This window comes from Serratia sp. ME47, from assembly GCF_903970925.1.
In the GTDB taxonomy this organism is placed as follows: Bacteria; Pseudomonadota; Gammaproteobacteria; order Enterobacterales; family Enterobacteriaceae; genus Serratia; species Serratia ureilytica.
Genome location: NZ_CAJCKE010000015.1, coordinates 24,084 through 50,264, shown reverse-complemented (window position 1 = coordinate 50,264; position 26,181 = coordinate 24,084). Strand labels below are relative to the sequence as shown.

The following is a 26,181-nucleotide window of genomic DNA, read 5'->3' as shown; positions in this document are numbered from 1 at the left end:
ATTGCCAAGGAGACTACCATACCCGGCGTGCGGGCGGGAATGTTGAAGGATAAGGAGAAAATCGCAGGGAAGCGGCGGGGCGCCGGTGGCGCCCCGCGCGGGATTATTGCAGCGGGCTGAGGGTGATCTCGACGCGGCGGTTTTGCGCCTTGCCTTCCGCGGTGCTGTTGGACGCGATCGGGTTGTCCGGGCCGGCACCGGCGGTGCGGATACGGTTCGCCGCCACGCCCTGGGTGATCAGCGCGCTGGCTACGCCATCGGCGCGCTGCTGCGACAGGTTCATGTTGAGCGAACGGGAACCGGTGCTGTCGGTGTAGCCGATGACGTTGACTGCGGTTTTCGGATACTCTTTCAGCACCATGGCGACGCCGGTCAGGGTGTTGGCACCCGCCGGTTTCAGCGTGGCGCTGCTGCTGTCGAAGGTCACGTTGTTCGGCATGTTCAGCACGATGTTGTCGCCCTGACGGGTGACGCTGACGCCGGTGCCTTTCATCTTGTCGCGCAGTTTGGCTTCCTGCACGTCCATGTAATAGCCAGCGCCGCCACCGAGCGCCGCACCGGCCGCCGCGCCGATCAGCGCGCCCTTGCCGCGATCTTTCTTGGAAGAGGACAGTACGCCGACGCCGGCGCCCAGTGCGGCCCCGAGGCCCGCGCCGATGCCGGACTTGCCGACTTCGGATTCGCCGGTGTAAGGGTTGGTGGTACAGGCCGACAGCGTGAGCGCGACGCTCACTGCGCCGGCAATAATTGCAATGCGTTTTTTCATGTTCTTGTCCTTAATGGCATCAATATCTGTACGCGCCGGCCCAACACGGGGGCGCAAAAAAGTAGGCGACGCAGGTGGGGCCCGCATCACCGCGCTACTATGACGCGTTGGCTCGCCGGCAGTTCCGGAGAAAAACGTGACAAATGATGAGCGCGGGTAAGTGCTGGGGGAGTTATGCGACAAAACGCCGGGCGGCGCCATGCAGCGGATTCCTAATTGCGCGCCGCCAGGGCGCGAATGCGCCTTTTTTAACCGTAACCGGTTGAATTCTCGATTGCCGGCCAGTTCATGATCAGCGTATAGGCCTGGGTTTCGTCGTTAAACAGGCGCTGCGTCACCTGAAAACCGTGCTTGTGATAAAACGCGCAGGCGCGCAGGTTTTGCTGATAAACCTCCAGGCTGAGCCGGCGGTAGCGCTGCTGCACGTGCGTCATCAGCGCCCGGGCTACGCCGCGGCCGTGATACGCCCGATCGACAAACAGCGCGCCGATGAACTGTTCGTCCAGCACGCTGATAAAGCCGACGATCTCGTTTTCATGCCAGCAGGCCCAGCTCTGCGCGCGCGGCAGGTAATTTTCCCGCACCAGTGCGGCGCTTTCACGCCAGTATTTTTCCGCCACGAACGGATGGGCGGCGATGGTGCTGGGCAGCCACAGCGCCATCAGCCGGTCGATATCCGCCGGGCCACAGGGGCGGATCACCGTGGCTTTGGGTAGCACATGCACCCCGTGAGATGATCGTTCACCAGCCCGCTGGCCTGCATGAAGGCGTAACAGATGGTGGAGCCGATAAACTTGAAGCCGCGCTTTTTCAACGCCTTGGACATGGCGTCGGACTGCTCGGTTTTGGCCGGAACCTGGTTCAGCGCCTGCCAGCGGTTGAGCTGCGGCCTGCCGCCGACGAAGTCCCATATGAAGGTGACGAAATTCTCGCCGGCCGCCTCCATCGCCAGATAGGCTTTGGCGTTGGTGATGATGGCTTCTATCTTGCCGCGGTGACGGATGATGCCGCTGTCTTGCAGCAGCCTTTCCACGTCTTGTTCGGTCATGGCGGCGACCCGCTGCGGATCGAAATCATGGAAGGCGCGGCGGTAGTTCTCGCGCTTTTTCAGCACGGTGATCCAGGAAAGACCGGCCTGTTGTCCCTCCAGACACAGCATTTCAAACAGCTCGCGCGCGTCGGTGGTGGGCGTGCCCCATTCCTTGTCGTGATACTCGAGATACAACGGATCGGCCGTCACCCAACCGCAACGTTCGTCTGCCATCCTGAATGTCCTTGTGCTGTATTTATGAACAGTAATCATCGCTCGAAGCGGCGAACTTGGCAAGCCTCTGATTGTTTTGTCCGCAGCCCCGCTTGACGTGACGAAAAAGCCGACAATAGTTACTACATGGCCGGTGGAAAACCGGCCAACGATAAAAACGACATTGCCTTCATTTGCAGGCTCTCAGGAGTCGATTCATGCCTCTAAAAATAACATGCATGCCCCGCCCGGCGGCGCTTGCAGTGGCGTTACTTTGCAGTGTGACCCTTCCGGTTCAGGCGTATGACCAACTCTACGTCTTTGGCGACAGCCTGAGTGATACCGGCAACAACGGCCGGTTCACCTATGACGGCAGTCAGCACCTGCTGTACGACGAAGCGTTGGCGCAACGCATCGGCGCGGCGCTGGTGGCCTCGGACAACGGCGGTGAAAACTACGCCGCCGGCGGCGCCGTGGCGGTGCCGGGCCTGAACCCGGTCGACAACACTCAGGATCAGGTGCAGCGCTACCTGAATCGGGTTAACGGCCAGGCCGATGGCGACGGTTTGTATATTCACTGGATCGGCGGTAACGATTTGGCGGCGGCGGCGCTGAACGCCGCTACCGCGCCCGGCGTGGCCTATAACAGCGCCGCGGCCGCCGCCGCGCAGGTGCATTCGCTGCTGAACGCCGGCGCCGGCACGGTGATCGTGCCGACGGTGCCGAACATCGGCTCCACGCCGCAGCTGATGGAGCTGATCATTCAGCAGGCGCTGCCGCCGGTACAGGGGGCGGCGATTCAGGCGGCCTATGCCACGCTCAATTCGGTGGCTACCCCGGACAACGCTTCGCGCACGCAGGCGATCCACGCGGCGTTGGCCGCCGCGGCGAAGCAGGGCAGCGCGATCCCTCAGGTGCAGCAGGCGATCGCCGCCCAGCTTGTGGCGGCGTATGACAGCCTGAGCGCGCAGGCCGCTCAGCTGACCGATTTCTATAATCAAAGCGAAGACCGTTTGCTGGCGCAGGGGGGCGGCAATATCGTGCGGGTGGACGTGAACAAGCTGTTCGCCGAAGCGATCGCCAATCCGGCGCAGTTCGGCTTCGCCAACACGGCCGGCATGGCTTGTCCGGCGGGCGTTTCCTCGGCGGTTTGCCGTTCCGACATGCCTGGCTTCGACGCCGGCCAGTCCTATCTGTTCTCCGACCATTTCCACCCCAGCCCGCAGGCGCACCTGCTGATTGCGGATTATATCCAGGCGGTGTTGGATGGCCCGGCGCAGGTGGTGGCGCTGAATCAGGCGACGGCGGCGATGGCGCGTGACAGCCGCGCCACGCTCGACAGCCGTTTCCAGCAGCTGCGCAACGGCGACAATCCGCAGGGCTCGCTGGGCGTGTTCGGCGGCTACGCAGGCCAACACTATGACTATGCCGATAACCGGGCGGCGGGGGATGGCAACGCCACCACCCACAACCTGACCGTCGGCGTGGACTATCAGCTGACCGACAGCTGGTTGATCGGTGCGTTGATCGCCGGTTCCAACGACGATCAGCATCCTTCCAGCCGCTATGACTACAAGGCGCGTGGGGTGCTGCTGTCGGCCTTCAGTTCGCTGGCCATATTCGAGCAGGGGTGGGTCAATGCCGATCTGCACTATGCGACGATGGATTATGACGACATCCGTCGCAGCATGCGGTTGGGGCCGCTGACGCGCACCGAAACCGGTTCGACCTCCGGCAAGCAGTGGGGCGCGCGCGTGACCGCCGGCTATGACTTCCCTATCGCTGCTTACCTCACCACCGGGCCGGTGGCGCAGTTCGCCTGGGATTACAGCCATGTGTCCGGCTACAGCGAAGACGGTGATGACAGCACCGCCATGCGCTTCAACGATCAAACCTATCATTCGCAGATCGGCGCGTTGGGCTGGCGGTTGGATACGCAATTCGGCGTGTTTAACCCCTATGCGGAAGTGAGTTATCAGCATCAGTTCGGCGATGACGTCTACCGCGCCGGCGGCGGCCTGAAATCGACGCAAACCTCATTTACTCGCGACAGTGCGGGTCAGGACAAAAACTGGGTGGATGTCACGCTGGGGGCCAACATGCCGTTGACGGACAGAGTGTCGGCCTTCGCCACCGTCTCGCAAACCGGCGGCCTGAGCAGCGGCGAGCAGTTTATGTATAACGTCGGCGTCAGCGCGCGCTTCTGAGAACTCTCGGGAGAGGATGGAGCCTGTGACGGCGAGATGGCGAGGCGATGTGGGCGGATGAGACTGTACTTTAGTACAACTATCATTTATCGCTGAAAGTTCTTATCGTTATTGCATAACGATAAAATACAGCGCTACAAAAAAAAACTGATCCTATAAAGGATCAGGTAGCCACTTGGCCAACACCAGGGAAAATTTTGGTTATTATTGTATATCCAAATCTTCACTGTCAATGGCTTTTTCCCTTCATCATCGGATGCGGGGCGTTTTCGCCTGCCTGTCTGGCCCCCTCTCATCTTCAACGCGACAGAACGCTTTTGTCAGATGCATGTCATGATGCCGAGTTGTTATGATTTTGTTTTCTTTGTGTTTCTTTGCCGGATAATGCCCTCTGCCGCCCCTTCTTCAGCGACGCGCTTATTTCTCGATTAAATTAATTTCCCCTCCGAAATTATTTTAATTGACTCTTTAAAACGCCTGTTGATTATTAACGCTTCCTATTATGCCTGTCGGTTTAATTTACTTGGCGGCGCAACCGGGTTATACTCTTCTCAGTTTTATAGTGATGTTATTTCTTGAAGAGGATTGGTGAGTGTCTAACTTTTTTTTCAATAATGAAACCATTAATGCCTCTATAAAAGAAGAGTTGGAAAGCGGGCTGAGCAAATACAATAATATAAAATATGCCTATGCTATAATGAATAAAAGAAATCCGACTAGCTTTTCAATCATTTCCAATAGAACGGAGTGGTTCGAGTTTTATATCAAAAACAACTATCAGTTTATTGATCCCGTTTTGATTACCGCATCGCATAGAATCACCCCGTTTACCTGGGATAAAGATTTGGAAATTGGCGCAGGATTAAAATTGCCAAAGATTTTTGATATGGCCAAGAACTACAATATTATTAATGGGTATACTTTCGTCTTGCACGATCATCATCATAATCTGGTGGTGTTATCCATTATGTTGGATAAGCATTGTGATGCGGATGTTGAACAGCAGATTGACAATAATAAGGCCGAAATTCAAATGCTGCTGATTACCATGCACGGCAAAATGACTGCGCTCTACCAGGAAATGAGCACGCCTGCTGACTTTGAAAAAATGAACCAGCGAGAGTTTTTCTCCAAGCGTGAAAATGAGATCATCTACTGGGCGAGCTTAGGTAAATCCTATCAAGAAATTGCCCTTATCCTGGGAATAAAACTCACCACCGTAAAATATCACATCGGCAACGCCGTCAAAAAGCTTGGCGTCACCAATGCCAAACATGCCATCAGGTTAGGTGTGGAGCTGCAGCTCATCCGGCCGCTTCTCGCTGACTCGGAAGGATAATGGCCAGGAATCCAACGGGTTATCCCACTTTGTGGCGTGTTGGTTGATGCGCGCCAGCAATCTGTTCCGGTTGGCATCGTCTATCGGCAGATAGATCAGATAAATATTTTTATTCTTTTCGGAGCATCCGGTTTTTACCACCGAGATATGCCAGCCGGAGCGTTGGAAAATAATGCGCATCGGGTGACTGATAATGGCGTATATGCCTTCGTAGCCGCAGCTTCTTGCATAGTTTATCATCGACAGGAAAAGCATGGTGCTAATTGGCGCTTGATGGAGTTGAAGTGCTTGAATGCGCGCCTTGTCTATAAATAATCTGCTGGCTTCAACGTAATTCCCTTCGGGGAGTTTTATATCGTTAAAGTAATTGTCGAATACGCCATCGCTGATCATGTTTGGGTATTTCGTTTCGATAAATCGCAAGCTGCAAATGACGTGATCTTGGTAGGTACCGAAAATATAGGTGGCGTGACGGTTGTCGTATTCGTCAAACTCCATGTTATTTTCGCAATTAACGAGCCAGTCTAAACGGTCTTTAAACGTTTTTTTTCTTAAAGAGAATAGTTCTTTCGATCTGTTATCTGGCAGCAAATTATAGTCTACGTCAAAGAGCTCTATCATTTTCAATCTTTTTCCTAAGCGACTTAAATGGCTTTTTAGCTGCGGCTGTTATTTGTTCTTGTTATACTACCAGAGTCACTATGGCAAGTAAATTTCAGTCGATGCCGCGTTGGTGAGAATAAAGTAAATATATAACACTGAGTTATGTTTTTTTTCATTCCATTCACTTATTTGAATATTGTTCAACACGCCTGTTGTTTGTCGAAGAAGCCTCAAGCTGCCGGTAGTGGAAGCATGCGGGAGATGAATCGGCGTTTCTCTAAAGCCAGCCGATACCCGAGCCTGCGAAAGCGGTGCGGTTACCTCGCCCTCTGCGGCGCCGATGCCGCCGACGTTTTTCTTGGCCGACGGGTGAAAATCCAGCGCTTCTCGCCCCGATTCGCACTTGTTGCCGGATTCTGGCTGTATATCTTACGGTCAAAGGGTATACTGGCGCATTCCATATAAATCCACTTGTATCGCGTGCGAATTCAACATGCAAAAGTTTGATACCAAGACCTTCCAGGGCCTGATCCTGACACTGCAGGATTATTGGGCGCGCCAGGGCTGCACCATCGTTCAACCATTGGACATGGAAGTCGGCGCGGGAACCTCACACCCGATGACGTGCCTGCGCGCACTGGGGCCGGAGCCGATGGCCGCCGCTTATGTGCAGCCATCCCGTCGCCCGACCGACGGCCGCTACGGCGAAAACCCGAACCGTCTGCAGCACTACTATCAGTTCCAGGTGGTGATTAAGCCATCGCCGGACAACATTCAGGAACTCTACCTGGGCTCGCTGAAAGAGCTGGGTCTGGATCCGACTATCCACGACATCCGCTTCGTGGAAGACAACTGGGAAAACCCGACGCTCGGCGCCTGGGGCCTGGGTTGGGAAGTGTGGCTGAACGGCATGGAAGTGACGCAGTTCACCTACTTCCAGCAGGTCGGCGGCCTGGAGTGCAAGCCGGTGACCGGCGAGATCACCTATGGCCTGGAGCGTCTGGCGATGTACATCCAGGGCGTGGACAGCGTGTACGATCTGGTGTGGAGCAACGGCCCGCTGGGCGTCACCACCTACGGCGACGTGTTCCATCAGAACGAAGTGGAGCAGTCCACCTACAACTTCGAATACGCCGACGTCGACTTCCTGTTCTCCTGCTTCGAGCAGTACGAGAAAGAAGCCCAATCGCTGCTGGCGCTGGAAAAACCGCTGCCGCTGCCGGCCTACGAACGCATCCTGAAGGCGGGCCATACCTTCAACCTGCTGGACGCGCGCAAGGCGATTTCGGTGACCGAGCGTCAACGCTACATTCTGCGCATCCGCACGCTGACCAAAGCCGTTGCCGAAGCCTACTACGCTTCCCGCGAAGCGCTGGGCTTCCCGATGTGCAACAAGAAGAACGAGAACTAAGAGGCAGCCATGACTCAACAGACTTTCCTGGTGGAAATCGGCACGGAAGAGCTGCCGCCGAAGGCTCTTCGTTCCCTGGCGGAATCTTTCGCCGCCAACTTCACCGCCGAGCTGGACAACGCCGGCCTGGAACACGGTGACGTGAGCTGGTTCGCCGCACCGCGCCGCCTGGCGCTGAAAGTGGCCAACCTGAGCGCGGCGCAGGCCGATCGCGAAATTGAAAAACGCGGCCCGGCGATCGCTCAGGCGTTCGACGCCGAAGGCAAACCGAGCAAAGCGGCCGAAGGCTGGGCGCGCGGCTGCGGCATCACCGTCGATCAGGCGGAGCGCCTGGTGACCGACAAGGGCGAGTGGTTGATGTACCGCGCCCATGTCAAAGGCCAGTCGGCGCAACAACTGCTGGCCGGCATGGTCAGCACCGCGCTCGGCAAGCTGCCGATCCCGAAACTGATGCGCTGGGGCGATTCCGACGTGCAGTTCGTGCGTCCGGTGCACACCGTCACGATGCTGCTGGGCGCCGATCTGATCCCGGGCACCGTGCTGGGCATCGAATCCGCGCGCACCGTGCGCGGCCACCGCTTCATGGGCGAAGCCGAGTTCACCCTCGACAATGCCGACCAATATCCGCAGATCCTGCTGGAGCGCGGCAAAGTGGTCGCTGACTACGAAGCGCGCAAAGCCCTTATCAAACGCGACGCCGAACTGGCGGCGCAGAAGATCGGCGGCAAGGCCGATCTGAGCGACAGCCTGCTGGAAGAAGTGGCCTCGCTGGTGGAATGGCCGGTGGTGCTGACCGCCAAATTCGAAGAGAAATTCCTGGCGGTGCCGGCGGAAGCGCTGGTGTACACCATGAAGGGCGACCAGAAGTATTTCCCGGTGTACGACGCCGCGGGCAAACTGCTGCCTAACTTTATCTTCGTGGCCAACATCGAGTCGAAAGACCCGCAGCAGATCATCTCCGGCAACGAGAAGGTGGTGCGTCCGCGTTTGGCCGACGCCGAGTTCTTCTTCAACACCGACCGCAAAAAACGTCTGGAAGACAACCTGCCGCGCCTGGAAACCGTGCTGTTCCAACAGCAGCTGGGCACCCTGCGCGACAAAACCGATCGCATCCAGGCGCTGGCGGGCTGGGTTGCCGGCCAGATTGGCGCCGACGTCAACCACGCCACCCGCGCTGGCCTGTTGTCGAAGTGCGACCTGATGACCAACATGGTGTTCGAATTCACCGACACCCAGGGCGTGATGGGCATGCACTATGCGCGCCACGACGGTGAGGCGGAAGATGTCGCCGTTGCCCTGAACGAGCAGTATCAGCCGCGCTACGCCGGTGATGCGCTGCCGCAGTCGCTGGTGGCCTGCTCGCTGGCGATCGCCGACAAGATGGACACCCTGGCCGGCATCTTCGGCATCGGGCAGCATCCGAAGGGCGATAAAGACCCGTTCGCGCTGCGCCGCGCCGCGCTGGGCGTGTTGCGTATCATCGTCGAGAAAAACCTGCCGCTGGATCTGCAGACTCTGACCGAAGAGGCCGTGCGCCTGTACGGCAGCAAGTTGACCAATGCCAAGGTGGTCGACGACGTGGTGGAATTCATGCTGGGTCGTTTCCGCGCCTGGTATCAGGAAGAAGGCCACGCGGTCGATACCATTCAGGCGGTGCTGGCGCGCCGTCCGACCAAACCGGCCGACTTCGACGCGCGCGTCAAGGCGGTATCCCATTTCCGCACGCTGGACGAGGCGGCGGCATTGGCTGCGGCCAACAAACGCGTCTCCAACATTCTGGCCAAGTCTAGCGAAACGCTGAACGACAGCGTGCGCGCCTCGGTGCTGAAGGATGCGGCGGAGATCCAGCTGGCGACTCACCTGGTGGTGCTGCGCGACAAGCTGCAGCCGTACTTCGCGGCGGGCAACTACCAGGAAGCGCTGGTGGAACTGGCCGCGCTGCGTGAGCCGGTGGATGCGTTCTTCGACAACGTGATGGTGATGGCGGACGATGCGGAAGTGCGCGTTAACCGTCTGACGCTGCTGAGCAAACTGCGCGAGCTGTTCCTGCAGGTGGCGGATATCTCCGTGCTGCAGTAAGCGATTCTTTGCTGTGAAAAGGCGCCTGCGGGCGCCTTTTTTATTTCCGTTTCCTGGGTGCGAAGGCAAGGTCGCCTGGCGACTTGGGGGGCGACTTGGGGGGCGACTTGGGGGGCGACTTGGGGGGCGACTTGGGGAAATTGAAGCGTCCGGTCGCCGACGGCAATGAACCTCAGTGCGTTTTGCGCACGATGTTCAACCGCCTCCGGCCGAGACAATGTTCACCGCAAGCGGAATCGCGTATCGGAACGCCGCCAGTTGATCTATTCTTATAGGCGCACGGAGTGCGGAAAAAGGGGCGGAGTCCAATGAAAAAGCAGGTTTATAACAGGAGTTATGTCACATGGCGGTAGGGATCCAGAGCAGAGGTTTCGCGCGTTGGTTGGCACCGGTATTGGCATTGTTGGTGGTCATGCAATTGACCGCCTGCGGCGATAAAGAGCCGGAACAGCGCAAAGCATTTATCGATTACTTACAGAATACCGTGATGCGCAGCGGGGCGAACATCCCCACGCTGAGCGAAGATCAGAAGCAGAAGTTCGGCAACTATGCCGGCGATTACGCGATTTTGGTCGGTTTTTCGCAGCAGTTGTCCAAATCGGTCGGCGCCAGCCTGACCCCGGCGCTGGATCAGATTAACCAGATCCGCACCGCGCAGGACTACCTGAACAAACGCGACGCGCTGCAGCAATCGGTCGGGGCGTTGAACCTGTTGGGCCAGCAGATCCAGTCGGCCAAATCGCAGGCGGATACTGCCCACGCGGCGCTGAAGCAGCCTGACGATCTGAAGGCGGTGTACAACCAGGCCTATGACAAGATAGTCACCGCACCGGCCAACGCCTTGATGCCGGCGATCCCGACTACCGCCAGCTTTGTGCAGGATCTGGTGCAGGTCGGCGACTTCCTGCAGAGCCAGGGCAATCAGGTCAGCTTCAACAACAACGGCGTGCAGTTCCGCACTGCGCAGCAGGTGGCGCAATACAACACCATGATGTCGAATCTGGTGGCTAAGCAGCAGAACCTGATGAATGCGCAGAAAACCATTCAAAGCGTGACGCAATAATAACGCGTCCAGGCGCGAAACAGGCCGGCATTGCCGGCCTGTTTTATTTCCCCTCAGCGTTTCCAATCGCTTGCTGGTTTATTGCGCAGGCTTCTGTACTACACTTCAATTAATCCATTCATTAGGCAATGTAGTTTTCTTTCATTCATCACTTCGCTAGTTCCCGGCGGGATGAGTGCTCACAGGGAAGATCAAACAGAGCGTTGCGATCGGCGCTGCAGCTAAAAATAAATTGTGACTAATGTCACAATTCAAAAACAAAACGCCAATTTAAAAATGTGATCATAGTCACCTTATTGGGGGTTTTGTGGCGACTTTGTTCTCACTGTGCTTTTTTTACACGTCATAAGTGTGATCTAAATCACTATAAATGAGGGTTTGTTGGGGTGTTGTGTGTGATTTGTATCACAAAAAATCCGTGAAGTTCGCGTGACAAAAACAGCGTGATAGAGTCCGTTTCGCATACAGCGGCAACACGGCTGGATCGTCACAACAATAATCACGCGCTCTATTGTCAGCGCGTAACAATAGGGGTGTGTTTTATGTTTTCACCAGACATCAAGGTTAAAGTGCAAAACTTTGGCCGCTTCCTGAGCAACATGGTGATGCCCAACATCGGCGCCTTTATCGCCTGGGGGATTATCACCGCGCTATTCATTCCAACCGGCTGGCTGCCGAATGAAACCTTAGCCAAGCTGGTCGGCCCGATGATCACCTACCTGCTGCCGCTGCTGATCGGCTACACCGGCGGGCGGCTGGTGGGTGGCGATCGCGGCGGCGTGGTCGGCGCCATCACCACCATGGGCGTCATCGTCGGCGCCGACATGCCGATGTTCCTCGGCGCGATGATCGCCGGCCCGCTGGGCGGCTGGGCCATCAAGCATTTCGACCGCTGGGTGGACGGCAAGATCAAAAGCGGCTTTGAAATGCTGGTGAACAACTTCTCCGCCGGCATCATCGGCATGCTGCTGGCGATCCTGGCCTTCCTGGGCATCGGGCCGCTGGTGGAGGTGCTCTCCAAACTGTTGGCCGCGGGCGTGCACGTGATGGTGACGAACAACCTGCTGCCATTGGCGTCCATCTTCGTTGAACCGGCGAAAATCCTGTTCCTGAACAACGCCATCAACCACGGCATCTTCTCGCCGCTGGGTATTCAGCAGGCCACGGAAGCCGGCAAATCGGTGTTCTTCCTGATAGAAGCCAACCCAGGTCCGGGCATGGGCGTGCTGATGGCCTACATGTTCTTTGGCCGAGGTAGCGCCAAGCAATCCGCCGGCGGTGCGGCGATCATTCACTTCCTGGGCGGCATCCACGAAATCTACTTCCCCTACGTGCTGATGAACCCACGCTTGCTGCTGGCGGTGATCCTGGGCGGCATGACCGGCGTCTTCACCCTGACGATGCTGAACGGCGGCCTGGTTTCTCCGGCTTCCCCGGGTTCGATTTTGGCGGTGCTGGCGATGACGCCGAAAGGCGCTTACTTCGCCAACATTGCGGCGGTATGCGCAGCCTTCGCCGTCTCCTTCGTGGTATCCGCTTTCCTGCTGAAAACCTCCAAGGTGAAAGAGGATGACGATCTGGAAGCCGCGACCCGTCGCATGCAAGAGATGAAATCGCAGTCCAAAGGCGGCGCGGCGGCGCCGGCATCGGTCGACGGCGATCTGAGCACCGTGCGCAAAATCATCGTCGCCTGCGATGCGGGCATGGGTTCCAGCGCCATGGGCGCCGGGGTGCTGCGCAAGAAAGTGGCCGACGCCGGGCTGAAGAACATCTCGGTGACCAACAGCGCCATCAACAGCCTGCCGGACGACGTGGATCTGGTGATCACCCACCGCGATCTGACCGAGCGCGCGATGCGCCACGCGCCGCAGGCCCAGCACATCTCGCTGACCAACTTCCTCGACAGCAAGCTGTACAGCGATCTGGTCGAGCGTTTGGTGGCGGTCAACAAAACCACCGACAACCAGCAGAAGGTGCTGGGCGCGCTGGACGACAGCTTTGAAGCCGGGGAACCGAACCTGTTCAAGCTGAGCGAGAGCAACGTGTTCCTCAACCTGCAGGCCAGCGACAAAGAGCAGGCGATCCGCTTCGCCGGCGAGCAGCTGGTGAAGGGCGGCTACGTCGAGGCGGAATACGTGCCGGCGATGCTGGAGCGCGAAAAGCTCACCTCCACTTACCTGGGCGAATCGATCGCCGTGCCGCACGGCACCATCGAGGCCAAAGACCGGGTGCTGCGCACCGGCGTGGTGTTCTGTCAGTACCCACAGGGCGTGCGCTTCGGCGATGAAGAGGATGAAGTGGCCCGTCTGGTGATCGGCATCGCCGCGCGCAACAACGAGCATATTCAGGTGATCACCAGCCTGACCAACGCGCTGGATGACGAGAGCGTGATCGAGCGGCTGGCGAATACCACCAGCGTTCAGGAAGTGCTGGACCTGCTCGGCGGCAAAAAAGCCGGATAACGGAATCATTTTAAAGGGTGCAGCTTGCTGCACCCTTCGACATTAAGAAGGTAGAGTTATGAAAGCATTACATTTTGGCGCAGGGAATATCGGCCGTGGTTTTATCGGCAAGCTGCTGGCGGACGCGGGGGTTGAGGTGACCTTCGCCGACGTCAATCAAACGGTGCTGGATCTGCTGAACAGCCGAAAAAGCTACTCGGTGCACGTGGTGGGCGAGCAAGAGCGCGTGGAGCGCGTCAACAACGTCAGCGCCGTCAACAGCGGCAGCGAGGCCGCGGCGGCGCTGATCGCCGAGGCGGATCTGGTGACCACCGCCGTTGGCCCGCAAATTCTCGCCAAAATCGCCGGCACGATCGCCAAAGGGCTGGTGCTGCGCCATCAGCAGGGCAATGTGCAGCCGCTGAACATCATCGCCTGCGAGAACATGGTGCGCGGCACCAGCCAGCTGAAGCAGCACGTGTTCGCCGCGCTGCCGCAGGACGAGCAGGCATGGGTTGAACAGCACGTCGGCTTCGTCGATTCGGCGGTCGACCGCATTGTGCCGCCGGCGGACAGCAGCGATCCGCTGGAAGTGACGGTGGAAACCTTCAGCGAATGGATCGTCGATCAGACGCAGTTTAAAGGCCAGCCACCGGCGATCGCCGGCATGGAACTGACCGACAACCTGATGGCGTTCGTCGAGCGCAAGCTGTTCACCCTCAACACCGGCCACGCCATCACCGCCTACCTCGGTCAACGGGCCGGGCTGCAAACCATTCGCGACGCCATTCTCGACCCGGCGATCCGCCGCGTGGTGAAAGGGGCGATGGAAGAGAGCGGCGCGGTGCTGATCAAGCGTTACGGCTTCGACGCCGACAAGCATGCCGCCTACATCAACAAAATCCTCGGCCGCTTTGAAAATCCGTATCTGCACGACGACGTCGAGCGCGTAGGGCGCCAGCCGCTGCGTAAACTGAGCGCCGGCGATCGCCTGATCAAACCGCTGCTGGGCACGCTGGAATACGGCCTGCCGCATGCCAACCTGATCCAGGGCATCGCCGCCGCCATGAGCTACCGCAGCGAACAGGATCCGCAGGCGCAGGAACTGGCGGAACTGCTGAACACGCTCGGGCCGAAAGCCGCGCTGGCGCAAATTTCCGGCCTGCCGGCGGAAAGCGAGGTTGTAGAAGAGGCCGTTGCTGTGTATAACGCCATGCACAAGTAGAATCGTGATGATGAACACCCGAGCGCAGCTTGCTGCGCTCCTGGAACCCGAGTTCGGCATCGACGGCCCTCCCCACGCCTTTCGAAAAGCGACGATGGAAGAAGCACAGGCATTTGAAAACCAGGTTCTGGAAAAGCTGAACGCGGGCAAAACGGTGCGCAGCTTCCTGATCGCGGCGGTAGAGCTGCTGGCGGAAGCGCTCAACGTGCTGGTGGTGCAGGTATTCCGCAAGGACGACTATGCGGTGAAATATGCCGTCGAACCGCTATTGTCCGGCAGCGGCCCGCTGGGGGAGCTGTCGGTACGCCTGAAGCTGATGTACGGGCTGGGGGTGATCTCCCGCCACGAATATGAAGACGCCGAACTGCTGATGGCGATGCGCGAAGAGCTGAACCACGACGGTTCGGAATACCGCTTCGTCGACGACGAAATCCTCGGGCCGTTCGGCGAGCTGCACTGCGTGGCCGCGCTGCCGCCGGTGCCGACCTTCCTGCAGCCGGGCGAGGCGGATGAAGCGCTGATCGCCATGCAGCGCCAGCGCTATCAGCAGATGGTGCGCTCCACCATGGTGCTGTCCATTACCGACCTGATCGCCGGCATCGGCGCCAAACAACCTTCCCGACTCTCTCCTCTCGGCCGCGGCTAAGCGAAGGCCGCGCGCCATTCGTCGAACAGCAACCACAGCGCGGTGGCGGCCATCAGCCCGGACATCACGCCGTTGAAGGCGCGCAGTTTCCAGGTGACCCGCAGCGCGTTGCGCAACCGGTCGCCCAACACCGCCCACAGCAGCACGCACGGCAAGTTCAGCAGCGCGAAACCGGCGATGATAGACAGCGTATGGACGAAAGTGGCGCCTTCGCGCGGGGTGAACAGGATCGCCACGTTGATCACCATCAGCCAGGCCTTGGGGTTGACCGCCTGAAACAGCGCGCCGCTGAGCAGGCTCATCGGCTGCGCCTGTTCTTTGGCGTCCGGCGAGGCCGCCTGAAACAGCTTCCATGACAGCCACAGCAGATAGGCGCAGCCGATCACCGCCAGCGGCAGGCGGATGACGCCGGCCCAGCTCAGCGCCAGCGCCAGCAGCGGGATAATGATCGCCAGCTGTACCGCACAACCGACGCAGATGCCGAACAGCATCGGCAGGGTGCGGCGCAGGCCGAAGTTAACGCCCGACGAGGCCAGCAGCAGGTTGTTGGGGCCGGGAGTGATCGACATGACGGTGACGTAGCTGACAAAGGCGGAGTCCAGCATGGCAGGTTCCTTGAACGTGAAAATGACGGTAATAACGAGAGGATCAGCATAATCGCTGCGATGGGATGGTGACAGAATCACAAATCGGATATTGTCATGGTTACAGTTGTATGAAATGTAAACTGTACCCATTGCCTGGAGAGAAACTGTGACCTTGCTCGATGAAACCCCGGATACCCGTTACCTGCAGCTGGCGGATACGCTGGCCGAAGCCATTCGCCGCGGCACGCTACAGCCCGGCGACCGCTTGCCTTCGGTGCGGCGCTGTGCGCAAACCCATCGCGTCAGCATCAATACCGTCGTGTCGGCTTACCGCACGCTGGAGGATCGCGGGCTGATCGAAGCGCGGCCGCAGTCGGGGTTTTATGTCCGCAGCACGCTGCCGGCGCTGAAGATGGCCTCGGCGCCCAGCGGCCGCATCGAGCCGCCGGCGGACGACGTGCTGGCGTTGATCGATACGGTGTTCGCCGCCCAGCAGAACCCGGCCTTCACCAACATTGCGCTGGCCTGCCCGCAGACCAGTGATTTCTATCCCGGCGGCAAACTGGGGCGCATGCTGTCTTCCCAACTGCGCCGCCAGCCGGATCTGATCGGACAATATCCGTTGCCGCCCGGCAGCCTGCGGCTGCGTCAGCAGATCGCCCGCCGCTCAATGACGCTCGGCATGCTGTTGGAGCCGGGCGACGTGGTGTTGACCCACGGCTGCATGGAGGCGCTGCAGCTGGCGCTGCGCGTCACCACCAAACCGGGCGACTGCGTCGGGCTGGAGTCGCCGACCTACTTTTATCTGCTGCCGCTGCTGGCCAGCCTGGGGCTGAAAGCGTTGGAAATCCCTACCGATCCCCAGCTGGGGCTGTCGCTGGACGCGCTGGAGCTGCTGCTGAACGAGAAGCGGCTGAATGCGGTGATCGCCATGCCGACGGTGCAAAACCCGCTGGGTTGCACCATGCCGCTGGCGGCGAAAAAGCGGCTGGCGCGGCTGATGAACGATCATCAGGTGCCGTTGATTGAAGATGGGCTGTATGCCGAGATCCAGTTTGGCGGCGCGCTGTCGCCGGCGGTGAAGGCGTTCGATCGCGACGGCTGGGTGCTGTTTTGCTCCAGCTTCACCAAAACGCTGGCGCCGGATTTTCGCGTCGGCTGGATCTGCGGCGGCCGTTTTCACGAGGCGTTGCGCAAGCTGAAGGCGGTGTCGTCGATGTCCGAGTCGCAGCTGCTGTCGGAAACGCTGGCGACCTTCCTGGAGAGCGGCGGCTACGATCACCATTTGCGCAACCTGCGCAAGCGCTATGCGGCGCAGGTCGACGAGGCGAGGGCGCTGATCGCCCGGCATTTCCCGCGCGGCACGCTGGCCACGCAGCCGGCGGGCGGCTTCGTGTTCTGGGTCGAATTCCCTCCCGGCGTGGACAGCGTGGCGCTGTTCCATCAGCTGCTGGAGGAGCAGATCTGTTTGACGCCGGGCACCCTGTATTCCCCGAGCGGGCGCTACCGCAACGCGCTGCGGCTCTCCTGCTGCTACCCGTTCAACGCGCGCTACACCCAGGCGCTGGCTCGGCTCGGCGCCAGGGCCTGCGAGATGAGCGGCCTGCCGCCCGGCATTGCGCAGGACGGGTAACGGCGCGCGCCTTTTGCTACAATGCCGGTATCATTGATTAGCGTGCCATTTTGGGCACAACGGGCCAGAGACCATGAAAGAGAAAGAAAAGGCAGAGATCAAGCGCCTGAGCGACCTGCTGGACGCCTTGAACCACAAAGACGCCACCGTGATCCAACAGGGCAACCCTGAGTTGATCGCGCAGCACACCAAAGAGAAAGAGAAACTGGCGACGGAGATCGAGCGCCTGAAAAACGTGCGCGGCGAGAAGCTGAGCGCCGAAGCGCAGAAGCTGAGCCAGCTGCCGTTCAGCCGCGAGATCACCAAGAAAGAGCAGGCCGATATGGGCGCGCTGAAGAAAAGCGCGCGCGGGCTGATCGTAGTGCACCCGATGACCGCGTTGGGCCGCGAGATGGGCCTGAAAGCGGTCACCGGCTACGCCAAGAAAGCGTTCTGAATCCCCGGGCGTCAGACCTTGGTGGTGAAATACGCCTTGGTCTGATAGGGCACGGTGACCGTGTCCTTGCCCCGCAGTTCCTCTTCTTCCGCCACCAGTTGGCGCAACCGATCGATAACCTGCTCCTGTTGCGGCTGCGGCAGCGCGGCGATAAAGCTGGTTGAACGCACGCGGTTGTAGATCACGTCCTCCACCGCGCCGCGGTGGCCGAGCATAAACACCTGCTCCTGCAGCGGTTCAAAGCCTTTGAACGGGAAGAGTTTGCGCCATTCGCCGGTATAGAAACGCGGCGCATCGCCTTCGTGGCTATCGACGATCTGATTCAGTTTACGCACCCAACCGACGCGCGCATCGCGCATGTTCCACACCAGGCCGAGTTTGCCGTCGGGCTTGAGAATGCGCTGGATTTCCGCCAGCGCCTGCGGCGTGGCGAACCAGTGGAAGGACTGGGCGCACACCACGGCATCCACCGACTCGTCCGGTAGCGGGATCGCGTCGGCGGTGCCCGCCAGCGTTTTCACCTGCGGCAGCGCCGCCGACAGTTTTTCCAGCATTTGCGGCACCGGTTCGACGGCGATCACCTGCGCGCCGGTTTCCAGCAGGCGCGGGGTGAACTTGCCGGTGCCGGCGCCGAGATCGATGACCGTCATGCCGGCGTGCAGGCCGATGACGTCACGCAGCCAGGCGGCGATTTCCGGCGGGTAATCCGGCCGGCCTTTCACATAGCGATCGGCATTGGCCTGATAGCCCTCGGCGGCGGCGTGATGAATCGAATGGGTCGGGGTGGTCATATACCTGGCTCCTGGCTGAAAAAACGTGCGGCTACAGTATAGGCGGAAGAAAAGGGTTAACGCGGCATTCGGCGCACGTTTTTCATTTTTCCGCCCGCGCTTTCAATGGCCGAGCAGGCGGCGGTTGAAATCCTCAAGGCGCCCTTCGGCGAGCCGAGTGAGCATGGTCTTGCTCCAGCTGGCGGAGAGGCCGGCCACCGCCAACAGGCGGCGATACTGTTCCGCATCGAACGGCATGTGCCAGGCGATGGCGATGGCTTCGGCCACCGACACATCGCTGTTGCGCGCCGCCAGCGCCAGCGGACGATCGCCGCTGACCGCGCCCGGCGACACCACCCGATACAGCCAGCCGCAGCGGCCGCTTTGCTGCATCAGCACCGAAATGTCCTCGATGGCGAAGTGATAATTGAGCTTGAAGCACGGCGAGCGCGGCTGGGTGACCTGGATCAGCACCTCGCCCCAGCGGAAGATGTCGCCCATAAACACATTGTGTTCGGTCAGCCCTTCGGTGGAGATATTCTCGCCGAAGGCCGGGGCGCAAAATTGCTCGGCCTGCGCCGGAAACTGCTCGCGCCAGTGGGCATAATGCTCGCGCGGGTAGTGGCACAGCGCGCGGTCCGGCCCGCCGTGGTAGCTTTTTTCGGCCTGTTCGTCGCCTTCCAGGCCGAGCGGCGTGAGCCGGATGGCGCCATCCACCTGGCGTTTGGCGATGGCGCTGGGGCGCCCGCCTTCATAGGGTTGAATGCTGCCGATGTAAACGTCTGGGTGATGCATGTGCGCCTCCGTGTCTCGCGTCGAGGGCTCAGCATAGCCTGAGTTGTTCTCGTACACTACCCGGCGTTTACCTGTACGGAAGGATGTGTTTTTCCTGTCTATATTTAGGCTTTTATCGTCGAGAAAAAACCATGCGTTTCATTGTATTGAGGCATGCGGAGTCAGAATGGAACCGCTCGGGGATTATTCAGGGGCGAAGTGACAGTCCGCTGACAGAAGAGGGGCGACGTCAAATCGCTGGGCTTGGCGCTCGCTTGCAAATGTTATCGGTCACTTTGTTGATCAGTTCACCGGCTGGTCGGGCTTTTACGACAGCGGAGACGTTGGCTGAGAGATGTGGCTGCACTGTGCAAATGGATGAGCGTTTGCAGGAGCAAGATTTTGGCCGACTGGAAGGATTATCTTATGCGCAGGCCATGCGCGATTATCCAGAAGCGACGCAGTGCCTCTTTGCCGGTAAGGCAGAGGCGTCGGCTCCGGGAGGGGAGAATGCTTATGAGGTTGCCTGGCGCCTGATGGCTTGTCTGTCCGATCTGGCTGTCGATGGACAAAATCAAACGCTTGGTGTTGTTACGCACGGCCATGCTCTGCAGGCACTGATTTGGTGGCTTAAAGGGGCCGACCCGCAGGAGGACCTCCGCAGATACGGTCATCGCAATTGCGGCTACGCAATGCTTGATGCGACCGCCTCTGGTTTTAACTTGTTGAATTGGGGAGTCGCGACCCACCTGTTGCCACAAAGATAGGGCGAGGAACGGATATTCCTCGCCTGAGGGCGTCAGAAGGTGGTCCAGTTCTCTTCCGCTGCGGCGTTGGCGGCCGCGGGTTTTACGGCCGGCGCTTTCGGCGCAGCGGCTTTCACGGCGGCGGGTTCGGTCTGCTCCGCCAAACGGAACACCGAAACGCTCTGCAACAGCATGTCGGCCTGCTCTTCCAGCGAATCGGCGGCGGCGGCGGACTCTTCCACCAGCGCGGCGTTCTGCTGAGTGGTATGGTCCATTTCGACGATCGCCTGGCCAATCTGGGCGATGCCGCGCGTCTGTTCATCGGAGGCGGCGGCGATCTCGGCCATGATGTCGCGCACGTGGGTGACCGAGCGGACGATCTGTTCCATGGTATTGCCGGTGCTTTCCACCAACTCAGTGCCGGTTTTCACCCGGCTGACCGATTCGGCGATCAGTCCTTCGATCTCCTTCGCCGCCTGGGCGCTGCGGCTCGCCAGGCTGCGCACTTCGCTGGCGACCACCGAGAAGCCGCGTCCCTGTTCGCCGGCGCGCGCCGCTTCCACCGCGGCGTTGAGCGCCAGGATGTTGGTCTGGAAGGCAATACCGTTGATCAGGGTGGTAATTTCTGCGATACGCTGCGAACTGCTGGAAATATCGCGCATGGTGCTGACCACGTTCTCCACCAGCTTGCCGCCCTGTTGCGCGGTCTGCGAGGCGTCGGTGGCCAGCTGATTGGCATGATGGGCGTTGTCGGCGTTCTGTTTCACCGTGGCGGTCAGCTGTTCCATGCTGGCGGCGGTTTCCTCGACCGCCGCCGCCTGCTGCTCGGTGCGGGAGGAGAGATCGGTGTTGCCGGCGGCGATTTCCGCGGAAGCGGTGGAGACCTGGCTGACCCCCATCTGGATCTTCTCAATCATGGTGCGCAGATTTTGGCTCATCGCCGCCACCGCGTTCAGCAACTGCCCCAACTCATCGCGGCGGGTGCTGGTCTGCGCCTGGCGCAGATCGCCGCCGGCGATGCGTTCCGCCATCGCCAGCGTGCTTTGCAGCGGACGGGTGATCTGCAGCGTGATGCGCCAGGCGATAAGCACTCCGGCGATAATCGCGATCAGGGTGGTGATGCCCATCTGCAGCTGCGCCAGGTTGATGTTGCTGCGCGTCTGCGCCAGTTCGTCCTGCATAAAGGCGTTCACCAGCGTGCCGATCTCATGCGCGCGTTCACCGAGCTGTCGGCTGATCTGCTGCTCGTGCTCATAGGCCGGCAGGTAGGCCGCGATACGGTTTTTGTAATCGTCCAGGGCAGCCAGCAGCGGTTGCAGCTGCGGGCGCTGCGCGTCGTTGACCCGGCGGCTCAAGGCGTTGGCCGCGTCGCGCGCGTCGTCGATGGCCGCCATCAGCGGCGCTTCGGTTTCCTTGTTCAGGCTCAGCAGCAGACCGCGCGCGCCGTAGCGCACCTGGGTCAGCTTCTGGTTCAGCTGGATGAAGGCCAACTGCAGATCGCCGTTGGTGAGCTGGCGCTCCACCTGGCTCAGGCTGGCCTGCACTTCCGACATGTTCCAGCTCTGGCGCACCGCGTCTTTCGCCGAGACCGCCTGCTCAAAGATTTTTTGCTGTTGCTGATATTCCCCAATCAGCGTCACCAGACGCTGCAGATCCTTGCGGCTTTGGGCGTCCCAGTCCAACGCCTGGCCCTGGTCTATCAGTTTGACGGCGTTATCGATATTGGCGCGGTTGTTCTGCAGATACTCCGGCTGGTAGGTCTGGCCGTACATGGCGCGGTTGTATTTGGCCTGGTTGATCTCCTCATTCAGCCGGTTGCTGAAGTCGATGCGATCGGCGCGGGATTCGATGATGTGCAGGTATTGCGCCCCGGTGCCGGCGATGACGACCGCCAACAGCAGCAACAGCGCGAAGCCGAGGCCGAGCTTTTTACCTACGGTGAGATGGGTGAACTTTCCTGCCAATGCTTGCAATGCCGCCATAGCGTTTTTCCTTCTCCGGGCGAACGTCAATTGAACAAACCATCGGCAAGAAGTGGTCAAACTTTAGCGGATTTCAGGCAAAAAAATACCCGCCGGCGGCGGGCATCTTCATCAACGGGGGCGAATTACTTCTTCGCGGCGAAGCGTGCGGCCGCTTCGTCCCAGTTGACCACGTTCCAGAACGCCTTGATGTAGTCAGGGCGTTTGTTCTGATATTTCAGGTAGTAAGCGTGTTCCCACACGTCCAGACCGATGATTGGGAAACCGGAAGCGCCGGCGACGGCTTCGCCCATCAGCGGGCTGTCCTGGTTAGCGGTAGACACCACGGCCAGTTTGCCGTCTTTCAGCACCAGCCAGGCCCAACCGGAACCGAAGCGGGTGGCTGCGGCTTTCTCGAACTCTTCCTGGAATTTCTCAACGCTGCCGAAATCGCGCTCGATGGCCGCTTTCAGATCGCCGCCCAGCGTGGTGCCGGTTTTCAGGTTTTTCCAGAAGAAGCTGTGGTTGGCGTGGCCGCCGGCGTTGTTGCGCATGAAGGTGCGTTTGTCGGCAGGGACTTTATCCAGATCCTGGATCAGCTCTTCAACGCTGTATTTGGCCAGCTCAGGGTAAGCTTCCAGCACGGTGTTGGCGTTGTTGACGTAGGTCTGATGGTGTTTGGTGTGATGGATTTCCATCGTCTGCTTGTCGAAATGCGGTTCCAGTGCGTCGTAAGCGTACGGCAGGGATGGCAGTGAATAACTCATAATCATCATCTCCAGTGGTGTATGGGCGGCGCAAAGGGCGAGCACCGCGTAAGCAGTCGGATCATTATAGTTAATTAAATGATATTGAAAATGATTATCAATGCCCTGCTGACTGTGTGGTTAATGAACAAATCGCTGCGTTAACATACTGATAGAAAAGAGGCCTTGAGCGCCTCTTCATGCCTTGGCGCCGATGCGTTGGTTGCTCTCTATACTGTAGAGAGCGCCGAGCCTGCTGCGACGCCGAAATGTATCGAAATGTGCCAATGCGTTCACTGAATGAGCACGAGTGTGTAACAACCACAAGCACGCTGTGGTAATATCGCCGCGTCGCGTATCAGCATAACAACAGTGACATTAGCGCTCCGCCGTTTTGGCGAGGAGCGCCATTTGAACAATGTGACAATCGAGAGTAAAGGAGACCCCCATGCAGGTCAGCAGAAGGCAGTTCTTTAAGATCTGCGCTGGCGGTATGGCAGGAACGACGGTGGCCGCGCTGGGCTTTGCCCCCGAAGTGGCGTTGGCGGAAACCCGGCAGTACAAACTGCTGCGCGCCCGCGAGACCCGTAATACCTGTACGTATTGTTCCGTCGGCTGTGGGCTGTTGATGTACAGCCTTGGTGATGGCGCCAAAAACGCCAAAGAAAGCATTTTCCATATCGAAGGGGATCCTGATCACCCGGTAAACCGCGGTGCGCTTTGCCCGAAAGGCGCCGGCCTGGTTGACTTTATCCACAGCGAAAGCCGCCTCAAGTACCCGGAATACCGGGCGCCGGGGTCGGACAAATGGCAGCGCATCAGCTGGGACGACGCCTTTACCCGCATCGCCAAGCTGGTGAAAGAAGACCGTGACGCTAACTTCATCAAAACCAACGACCAGGGCGTTACCGTCAACCGTTGGCTGACCACCGGCATGCTGTGCGCCTCGGCCGCCAGCAACGAAACCGGTTTTCTGTCGCAAAAATTTAGTCGCGCTCTCGGCATGCTTGCCGTAGACAACCAGGCGCGTGTCTGACACGGACCAACGGTAGCAAGTCTTGCTCCAACATTTGGTCGCGGTGCGATGACCAACCACTGGGTTGATATCAAGAACGCGAATTTGATTATCGTCATGGGCGGTAATGCGGCGGAAGCGCATCCGGTGGGGTTCCGCTGGGCGATGGAAGCCAAAATACACAACAATGCCAAGCTGATCGTGATCGATCCGCGCTTTACCCGAACCGCATCGGTGGCGGACTTCTACACGCCGATCCGCTCCGGGACCGACATCGCTTTCCTGTCGGGCGTGTTGCTGTATCTGATGACCAACAACAAGTTTAACCGCGAGTACGTCGAGGCCTACACCAACGCCAGCCTGCTGGTGCGGGAAGACTTTGCCTTCGAAGACGGCTTGTTCAGCGGCTACGACGCGGAAAACCGCAAGTACGACAAAACCACCTGGAACTACCAGTTCGACGAGAACGGCTTCGCCAAGCGCGACGTCACGTTGCAGGATCCGCGCTGCGTGTGGAACCTGCTGAAGCAGCACGTGAGCCGCTACACGCCTGACGTGGTGACCAACATCTGCGGCACGCCGAAGGACGATTTCCTCAAGGTGTGCGAATACATCGCCGAAACCTGCGTCGCGGATAAAACCGCTTCGTTCCTGTATGCCCTGGGCTGGACTCAGCACTCGGTCGGCGCGCAGAACATCCGTACCATGGCGATGATCCAGCTGCTGCTCGGCAACATGGGCATGGCGGGCGGCGGCGTCAACGCGCTGCGCGGCCACTCCAACATCCAGGGGCTGACCGATCTCGGCCTGCTGTCGCAGAGCCTGCCGGGTTACATGACGCTGCCGTCGGAGAAACAGACCGATCTCGAGACCTACCTGAAGGCCAACACGCCGAAGGCGCTGCTGCCGGGCCAGGTGAACTACTGGGGCAACTACCCGAAATTCTTCGTCAGCATGATGAAGACCTTCTACGGCGACAAGGCGCAGAAGGACAACAGCTGGGGCTTTGACTGGCTGCCGAAGTGGGACAAGGGCTACGACGTGCTGCAGTACTTCGAGATGATGTCGCAGGGCAAGGTCAACGGCTACTTCTGCCAAGGCTTTAACCCGGTGGCGTCGTTCCCGAACAAAAACAAGGTGGTGGCTTCGCTGTCCAAGCTGAAGTTCCTGGTGACCATCGATCCGTTGAACACCGAGACCTCCAACTTCTGGCAGAACCACGGCGAGTTCAACGAGGTGGATTCCTCGCAGATCCAGACCGAAGTGTTCCGCCTGCCGTCCACCTGCTTCGCCGAAGAGAACGGCTCGATCGTCAACTCAGGCCGCTGGCTGCAGTGGCACTGGAAAGGCGCGGACGCCCCGGGTGAAGCGCTGAACGACGGCGAGATCCTGGCGGGCATCTTCAGCCGCCTGCGCGAGATGTATGCGCGCGACGGCGGCGCGGTGCCGGAACAGGTGCTGAACATGCGCTGGGACTACCTGACGCCGGACAACCCGGCCCCGGAAGAGGTGGCACAGGAGAACAACGGCAAGGCGCTGGCGGATCTGCTGGATGCCGACGGCAAAGTGGTGGTGAAAAAAGGCGAGCTGCTCAGCTCGTTCGCGCAGCTGCGCGACGACGGCACCACCGCCAGCGGTTGCTGGATCTTCGCCGGCAGCTGGACGCCGGCCGGCAACCAGATGGCGCGGCGCGACAACGCCGATCCGTCCGGCCTCGGCAACACGCTGGGCTGGGCCTGGGCATGGCCGCTCAACCGCCGCATTCTGTACAACCGCGCCTCGGCGGATCCGCAGGGTAAACCGTGGGATCCGAAACGCCAGCTGCTGGAGTGGGACGGCGCCAAGTGGGTCGGGGCCGATATCCCGGACTACAGCACCGCCGCGCCGGGCAGCGACGTCGGGCCGTTCATCATGCAGCCGGAAGGCATGGGCCGCCTGTTCGCCACCGACAAAATGGCGGAAGGGCCGTTCCCTGAACACTACGAGCCGTTCGAAACGCCGCTCGGCACCAACCCGCTGCACCCGAACGTGGTGTCCAACCCGGCGGCGCGCGTGTTCAAGGACGATCTGGCGGCGATGGGCAAATCCGACAAGTTCCCTTACGTCGGCACCACCTATCGTCTGACCGAGCACTTCCACTACTGGACCAAGCACGCGCGGCTGAACGCCATCGCCCAGCCGGAACAGTTCGTGGAAATCGGCGAAAAGCTGGCGGAGAAGAAGGGCATCAAGCAGGGCGATACCGTGAAGGTCAGTTCCAACCGCGGCTACATCAAGGCCAAGGCGGTGGTGACCAAGCGTATTCGCACGCTGCAGGTGCACGGCCAGGAAGTCGACACCATCGGCATCCCGATTCACTGGGGTTACGAAGGGGTGGCGAAGAAAGGCTTTATCGCCAACACGCTGACGCCGTTCGTCGGCGATGCCAATACGCAAACGCCGGAGTTCAAGGCGTTCCTGGTCAACGTGGAAAAGGTGTAACGGAGACGA

Annotated in this window: 21 protein-coding genes; 12 read left to right on the top strand and 9 right to left on the bottom strand. The window is 59.6% G+C overall.

Going from position 1 to position 26,181, the window contains the following annotated elements; all coding sequences use genetic code 11:
• Window positions 1–103 precede the first annotated feature (103 nt).
• From H7A77_RS15685 to H7A77_RS15675, 3 genes are all read right to left on the bottom strand, one after another.
• Window positions 104–766, bottom strand: a complete 663-nt coding sequence (locus tag H7A77_RS15685; protein WP_033645129.1) for an OmpA family lipoprotein — start codon at window positions 764–766, stop codon at window positions 104–106.
• Between the two features lie 248 nt (window positions 767–1,014).
• Window positions 1,015–1,467 (bottom strand): N-acetyltransferase, encoded by a 453-nt coding sequence (locus H7A77_RS15680; RefSeq protein WP_033645128.1) that lies wholly within the window; start codon window positions 1,465–1,467, stop codon window positions 1,015–1,017.
• Complete coding sequence (locus H7A77_RS15675; protein ID WP_042783395.1) at window positions 1,464–2,030, bottom strand: DNA-3-methyladenine glycosylase I; 567 nt, start codon at window positions 2,028–2,030, stop codon at window positions 1,464–1,466. The genes H7A77_RS15680 and H7A77_RS15675 overlap by 4 nt, the downstream gene beginning before the upstream one ends.
• A gap of 197 nt (window positions 2,031–2,227) precedes the next feature.
• Between H7A77_RS15675 and H7A77_RS15670 the strand changes: the two genes are divergently transcribed.
• Together H7A77_RS15670 and H7A77_RS15665 are read left to right on the top strand one after the other, a co-directional pair.
• A complete protein-coding gene (locus H7A77_RS15670; RefSeq protein WP_033645126.1) occupies window positions 2,228–4,216 on the top strand; it encodes an autotransporter domain-containing esterase in 1,989 nt (662 codons plus the stop codon).
• A gap of 592 nt (window positions 4,217–4,808) precedes the next feature.
• Window positions 4,809–5,555, top strand: coding sequence for a LuxR family transcriptional regulator (locus tag H7A77_RS15665; protein ID WP_033652310.1), 747 nt, complete (start codon window positions 4,809–4,811; stop codon window positions 5,553–5,555).
• Here the strand turns inward: H7A77_RS15665 and H7A77_RS15660 are convergent.
• Window positions 5,502–6,176 carry an acyl-homoserine-lactone synthase gene (locus H7A77_RS15660; protein ID WP_042783396.1) on the bottom strand — a complete coding sequence of 225 codons (675 nt, stop codon included), beginning with the start codon at window positions 6,174–6,176 and terminating at the stop codon, window positions 5,502–5,504. The genes H7A77_RS15665 and H7A77_RS15660 overlap by 54 nt on opposite strands.
• Before the next feature lie 475 nt (window positions 6,177–6,651).
• On the opposite strand from H7A77_RS15660, the gene glyQ reads away from it, so the two are divergent.
• The 6 genes from glyQ (at window position 6,652) to H7A77_RS15630 (ending at window position 15,023) form a co-directional block, all read left to right on the top strand.
• Window positions 6,652–7,569: a glycine--tRNA ligase subunit alpha gene (gene glyQ / locus H7A77_RS15655; protein WP_004933966.1), complete on the top strand. Its 918-nt coding sequence runs from the start codon at window positions 6,652–6,654 to the stop codon at window positions 7,567–7,569.
• Between the two features lie 9 nt (window positions 7,570–7,578).
• Complete coding sequence (glyS, locus tag H7A77_RS15650) at window positions 7,579–9,648, top strand: glycine--tRNA ligase subunit beta (RefSeq protein ID WP_042783397.1); 2,070 nt, start codon at window positions 7,579–7,581, stop codon at window positions 9,646–9,648.
• A gap of 343 nt (window positions 9,649–9,991) precedes the next feature.
• Window positions 9,992–10,711 carry a DUF3053 domain-containing protein gene (locus tag H7A77_RS15645; protein WP_025304780.1) on the top strand — a complete coding sequence of 240 codons (720 nt, stop codon included), beginning with the start codon at window positions 9,992–9,994 and terminating at the stop codon, window positions 10,709–10,711.
• A 542-nt stretch (window positions 10,712–11,253) separates the two neighbouring features.
• Window positions 11,254–13,173, top strand: coding sequence for a PTS mannitol transporter subunit IICBA (locus H7A77_RS15640; protein WP_042783401.1), 1,920 nt, complete (start codon window positions 11,254–11,256; stop codon window positions 13,171–13,173).
• A gap of 58 nt (window positions 13,174–13,231) precedes the next feature.
• Window positions 13,232–14,377: a mannitol-1-phosphate 5-dehydrogenase gene (locus H7A77_RS15635; RefSeq protein WP_033652306.1), complete on the top strand. Its 1,146-nt coding sequence runs from the start codon at window positions 13,232–13,234 to the stop codon at window positions 14,375–14,377.
• Between the two features lie 94 nt (window positions 14,378–14,471).
• Entirely contained in the window at window positions 14,472–15,023 is a 552-nt protein-coding gene (locus H7A77_RS15630) for an MltR family transcriptional regulator (RefSeq protein WP_016929575.1), read from the top strand.
• Here H7A77_RS15630 and H7A77_RS15625 read toward each other — a convergent pair.
• A complete protein-coding gene (locus H7A77_RS15625; RefSeq protein ID WP_033652305.1) occupies window positions 15,020–15,628 on the bottom strand; it encodes a LysE family translocator in 609 nt (202 codons plus the stop codon). The two genes, H7A77_RS15630 and H7A77_RS15625, sit on opposite strands and share 4 nt — an antisense overlap.
• Before the next feature lie 148 nt (window positions 15,629–15,776).
• Here H7A77_RS15625 and H7A77_RS15620 point away from each other — a divergent pair, with 148 nt between their 5' ends.
• Both H7A77_RS15620 and H7A77_RS15615 read left to right on the top strand, forming a co-directional pair.
• On the top strand, window positions 15,777–17,243 hold the full coding sequence (locus H7A77_RS15620) for a PLP-dependent aminotransferase family protein (RefSeq protein WP_042783403.1): 1,467 nt from the start codon (window positions 15,777–15,779) through the stop codon (window positions 17,241–17,243).
• 73 nt (window positions 17,244–17,316) lie between these two features.
• Window positions 17,317–17,679, top strand: a complete 363-nt coding sequence (locus tag H7A77_RS15615) for a YibL family ribosome-associated protein (RefSeq protein WP_021504152.1) — start codon at window positions 17,317–17,319, stop codon at window positions 17,677–17,679.
• 11 nt (window positions 17,680–17,690) lie between these two features.
• Here H7A77_RS15615 and H7A77_RS15610 read toward each other — a convergent pair whose 3' ends face one another.
• Both H7A77_RS15610 and yiiM read right to left on the bottom strand, forming a co-directional pair.
• A complete protein-coding gene (locus H7A77_RS15610; RefSeq protein ID WP_182074391.1) occupies window positions 17,691–18,470 on the bottom strand; it encodes a class I SAM-dependent methyltransferase in 780 nt (259 codons plus the stop codon).
• Window positions 18,471–18,572: 102 nt separating this feature from the next.
• Entirely contained in the window at window positions 18,573–19,244 is a 672-nt protein-coding gene (yiiM, locus tag H7A77_RS15605; RefSeq protein ID WP_182074390.1) for a 6-hydroxyaminopurine reductase, read from the bottom strand.
• Between the two features lie 131 nt (window positions 19,245–19,375).
• Here yiiM and H7A77_RS15600 point away from each other — a divergent pair, with 131 nt between their 5' ends.
• Window positions 19,376–19,990, top strand: a complete 615-nt coding sequence (locus tag H7A77_RS15600) for a histidine phosphatase family protein (RefSeq protein WP_031299772.1) — start codon at window positions 19,376–19,378, stop codon at window positions 19,988–19,990.
• A 32-nt stretch (window positions 19,991–20,022) separates the two neighbouring features.
• On the opposite strand, the gene H7A77_RS15595 is transcribed toward H7A77_RS15600, so the two are convergent.
• Window positions 20,023–21,951: a methyl-accepting chemotaxis protein gene (locus H7A77_RS15595; RefSeq protein WP_072626474.1), complete on the bottom strand. Its 1,929-nt coding sequence runs from the start codon at window positions 21,949–21,951 to the stop codon at window positions 20,023–20,025.
• Between the two features lie 125 nt (window positions 21,952–22,076).
• On the bottom strand, window positions 22,077–22,697 hold the full coding sequence (sodA, locus tag H7A77_RS15590; protein WP_004934003.1) for a superoxide dismutase [Mn]: 621 nt from the start codon (window positions 22,695–22,697) through the stop codon (window positions 22,077–22,079).
• A 427-nt stretch (window positions 22,698–23,124) separates the two neighbouring features.
• On the opposite strand from sodA, the gene fdnG reads away from it, so the two are divergent.
• Window positions 23,125–26,172, top strand: a complete 3,048-nt coding sequence (gene fdnG / locus H7A77_RS15585) for a formate dehydrogenase-N subunit alpha (protein ID WP_159085256.1) — start codon at window positions 23,125–23,127, stop codon at window positions 26,170–26,172.
• Window positions 26,173–26,181 lie beyond the last annotated feature (9 nt).

Excerpts from the sequence above, each read along its gene's own strand:
- H7A77_RS15645 (WP_025304780.1), top strand. The coding sequence starts at position 9,992 with ATGGCGGTAGGGATCCAGAGCAGAGGTTTCGCGCGTTGGTTGGCACCG.
- H7A77_RS15610 (WP_182074391.1), bottom strand. The coding sequence starts at position 18,470 with ATGACCACCCCGACCCATTCGATTCATCACGCCGCCGCCGAGGGCTAT.
- H7A77_RS15670 (WP_033645126.1), top strand. The coding sequence starts at position 2,228 with ATGCCTCTAAAAATAACATGCATGCCCCGCCCGGCGGCGCTTGCAGTG.
- H7A77_RS15635 (WP_033652306.1), top strand. The coding sequence starts at position 13,232 with ATGAAAGCATTACATTTTGGCGCAGGGAATATCGGCCGTGGTTTTATC.
- yiiM (WP_182074390.1), bottom strand. The coding sequence starts at position 19,244 with ATGCATCACCCAGACGTTTACATCGGCAGCATTCAACCCTATGAAGGC.
- glyS (WP_042783397.1), top strand. The coding sequence starts at position 7,579 with ATGACTCAACAGACTTTCCTGGTGGAAATCGGCACGGAAGAGCTGCCG.
- H7A77_RS15615 (WP_021504152.1), top strand. The coding sequence starts at position 17,317 with ATGAAAGAGAAAGAAAAGGCAGAGATCAAGCGCCTGAGCGACCTGCTG.
- H7A77_RS15600 (WP_031299772.1), top strand. The coding sequence starts at position 19,376 with ATGCGTTTCATTGTATTGAGGCATGCGGAGTCAGAATGGAACCGCTCG.
- H7A77_RS15685 (WP_033645129.1), bottom strand. The coding sequence starts at position 766 with ATGAAAAAACGCATTGCAATTATTGCCGGCGCAGTGAGCGTCGCGCTC.
- H7A77_RS15660 (WP_042783396.1), bottom strand. The coding sequence starts at position 6,176 with ATGATAGAGCTCTTTGACGTAGACTATAATTTGCTGCCAGATAACAGA.
- H7A77_RS15625 (WP_033652305.1), bottom strand. The coding sequence starts at position 15,628 with ATGCTGGACTCCGCCTTTGTCAGCTACGTCACCGTCATGTCGATCACT.
- H7A77_RS15595 (WP_072626474.1), bottom strand. The coding sequence starts at position 21,951 with ATGGCGGCATTGCAAGCATTGGCAGGAAAGTTCACCCATCTCACCGTA.
- glyQ (WP_004933966.1), top strand. The coding sequence starts at position 6,652 with ATGCAAAAGTTTGATACCAAGACCTTCCAGGGCCTGATCCTGACACTG.
- H7A77_RS15640 (WP_042783401.1), top strand. The coding sequence starts at position 11,254 with ATGTTTTCACCAGACATCAAGGTTAAAGTGCAAAACTTTGGCCGCTTC.
- H7A77_RS15675 (WP_042783395.1), bottom strand. The coding sequence starts at position 2,030 with ATGGCAGACGAACGTTGCGGTTGGGTGACGGCCGATCCGTTGTATCTC.
- sodA (WP_004934003.1), bottom strand. The coding sequence starts at position 22,697 with ATGAGTTATTCACTGCCATCCCTGCCGTACGCTTACGACGCACTGGAA.
- H7A77_RS15630 (WP_016929575.1), top strand. The coding sequence starts at position 14,472 with ATGGAAGAAGCACAGGCATTTGAAAACCAGGTTCTGGAAAAGCTGAAC.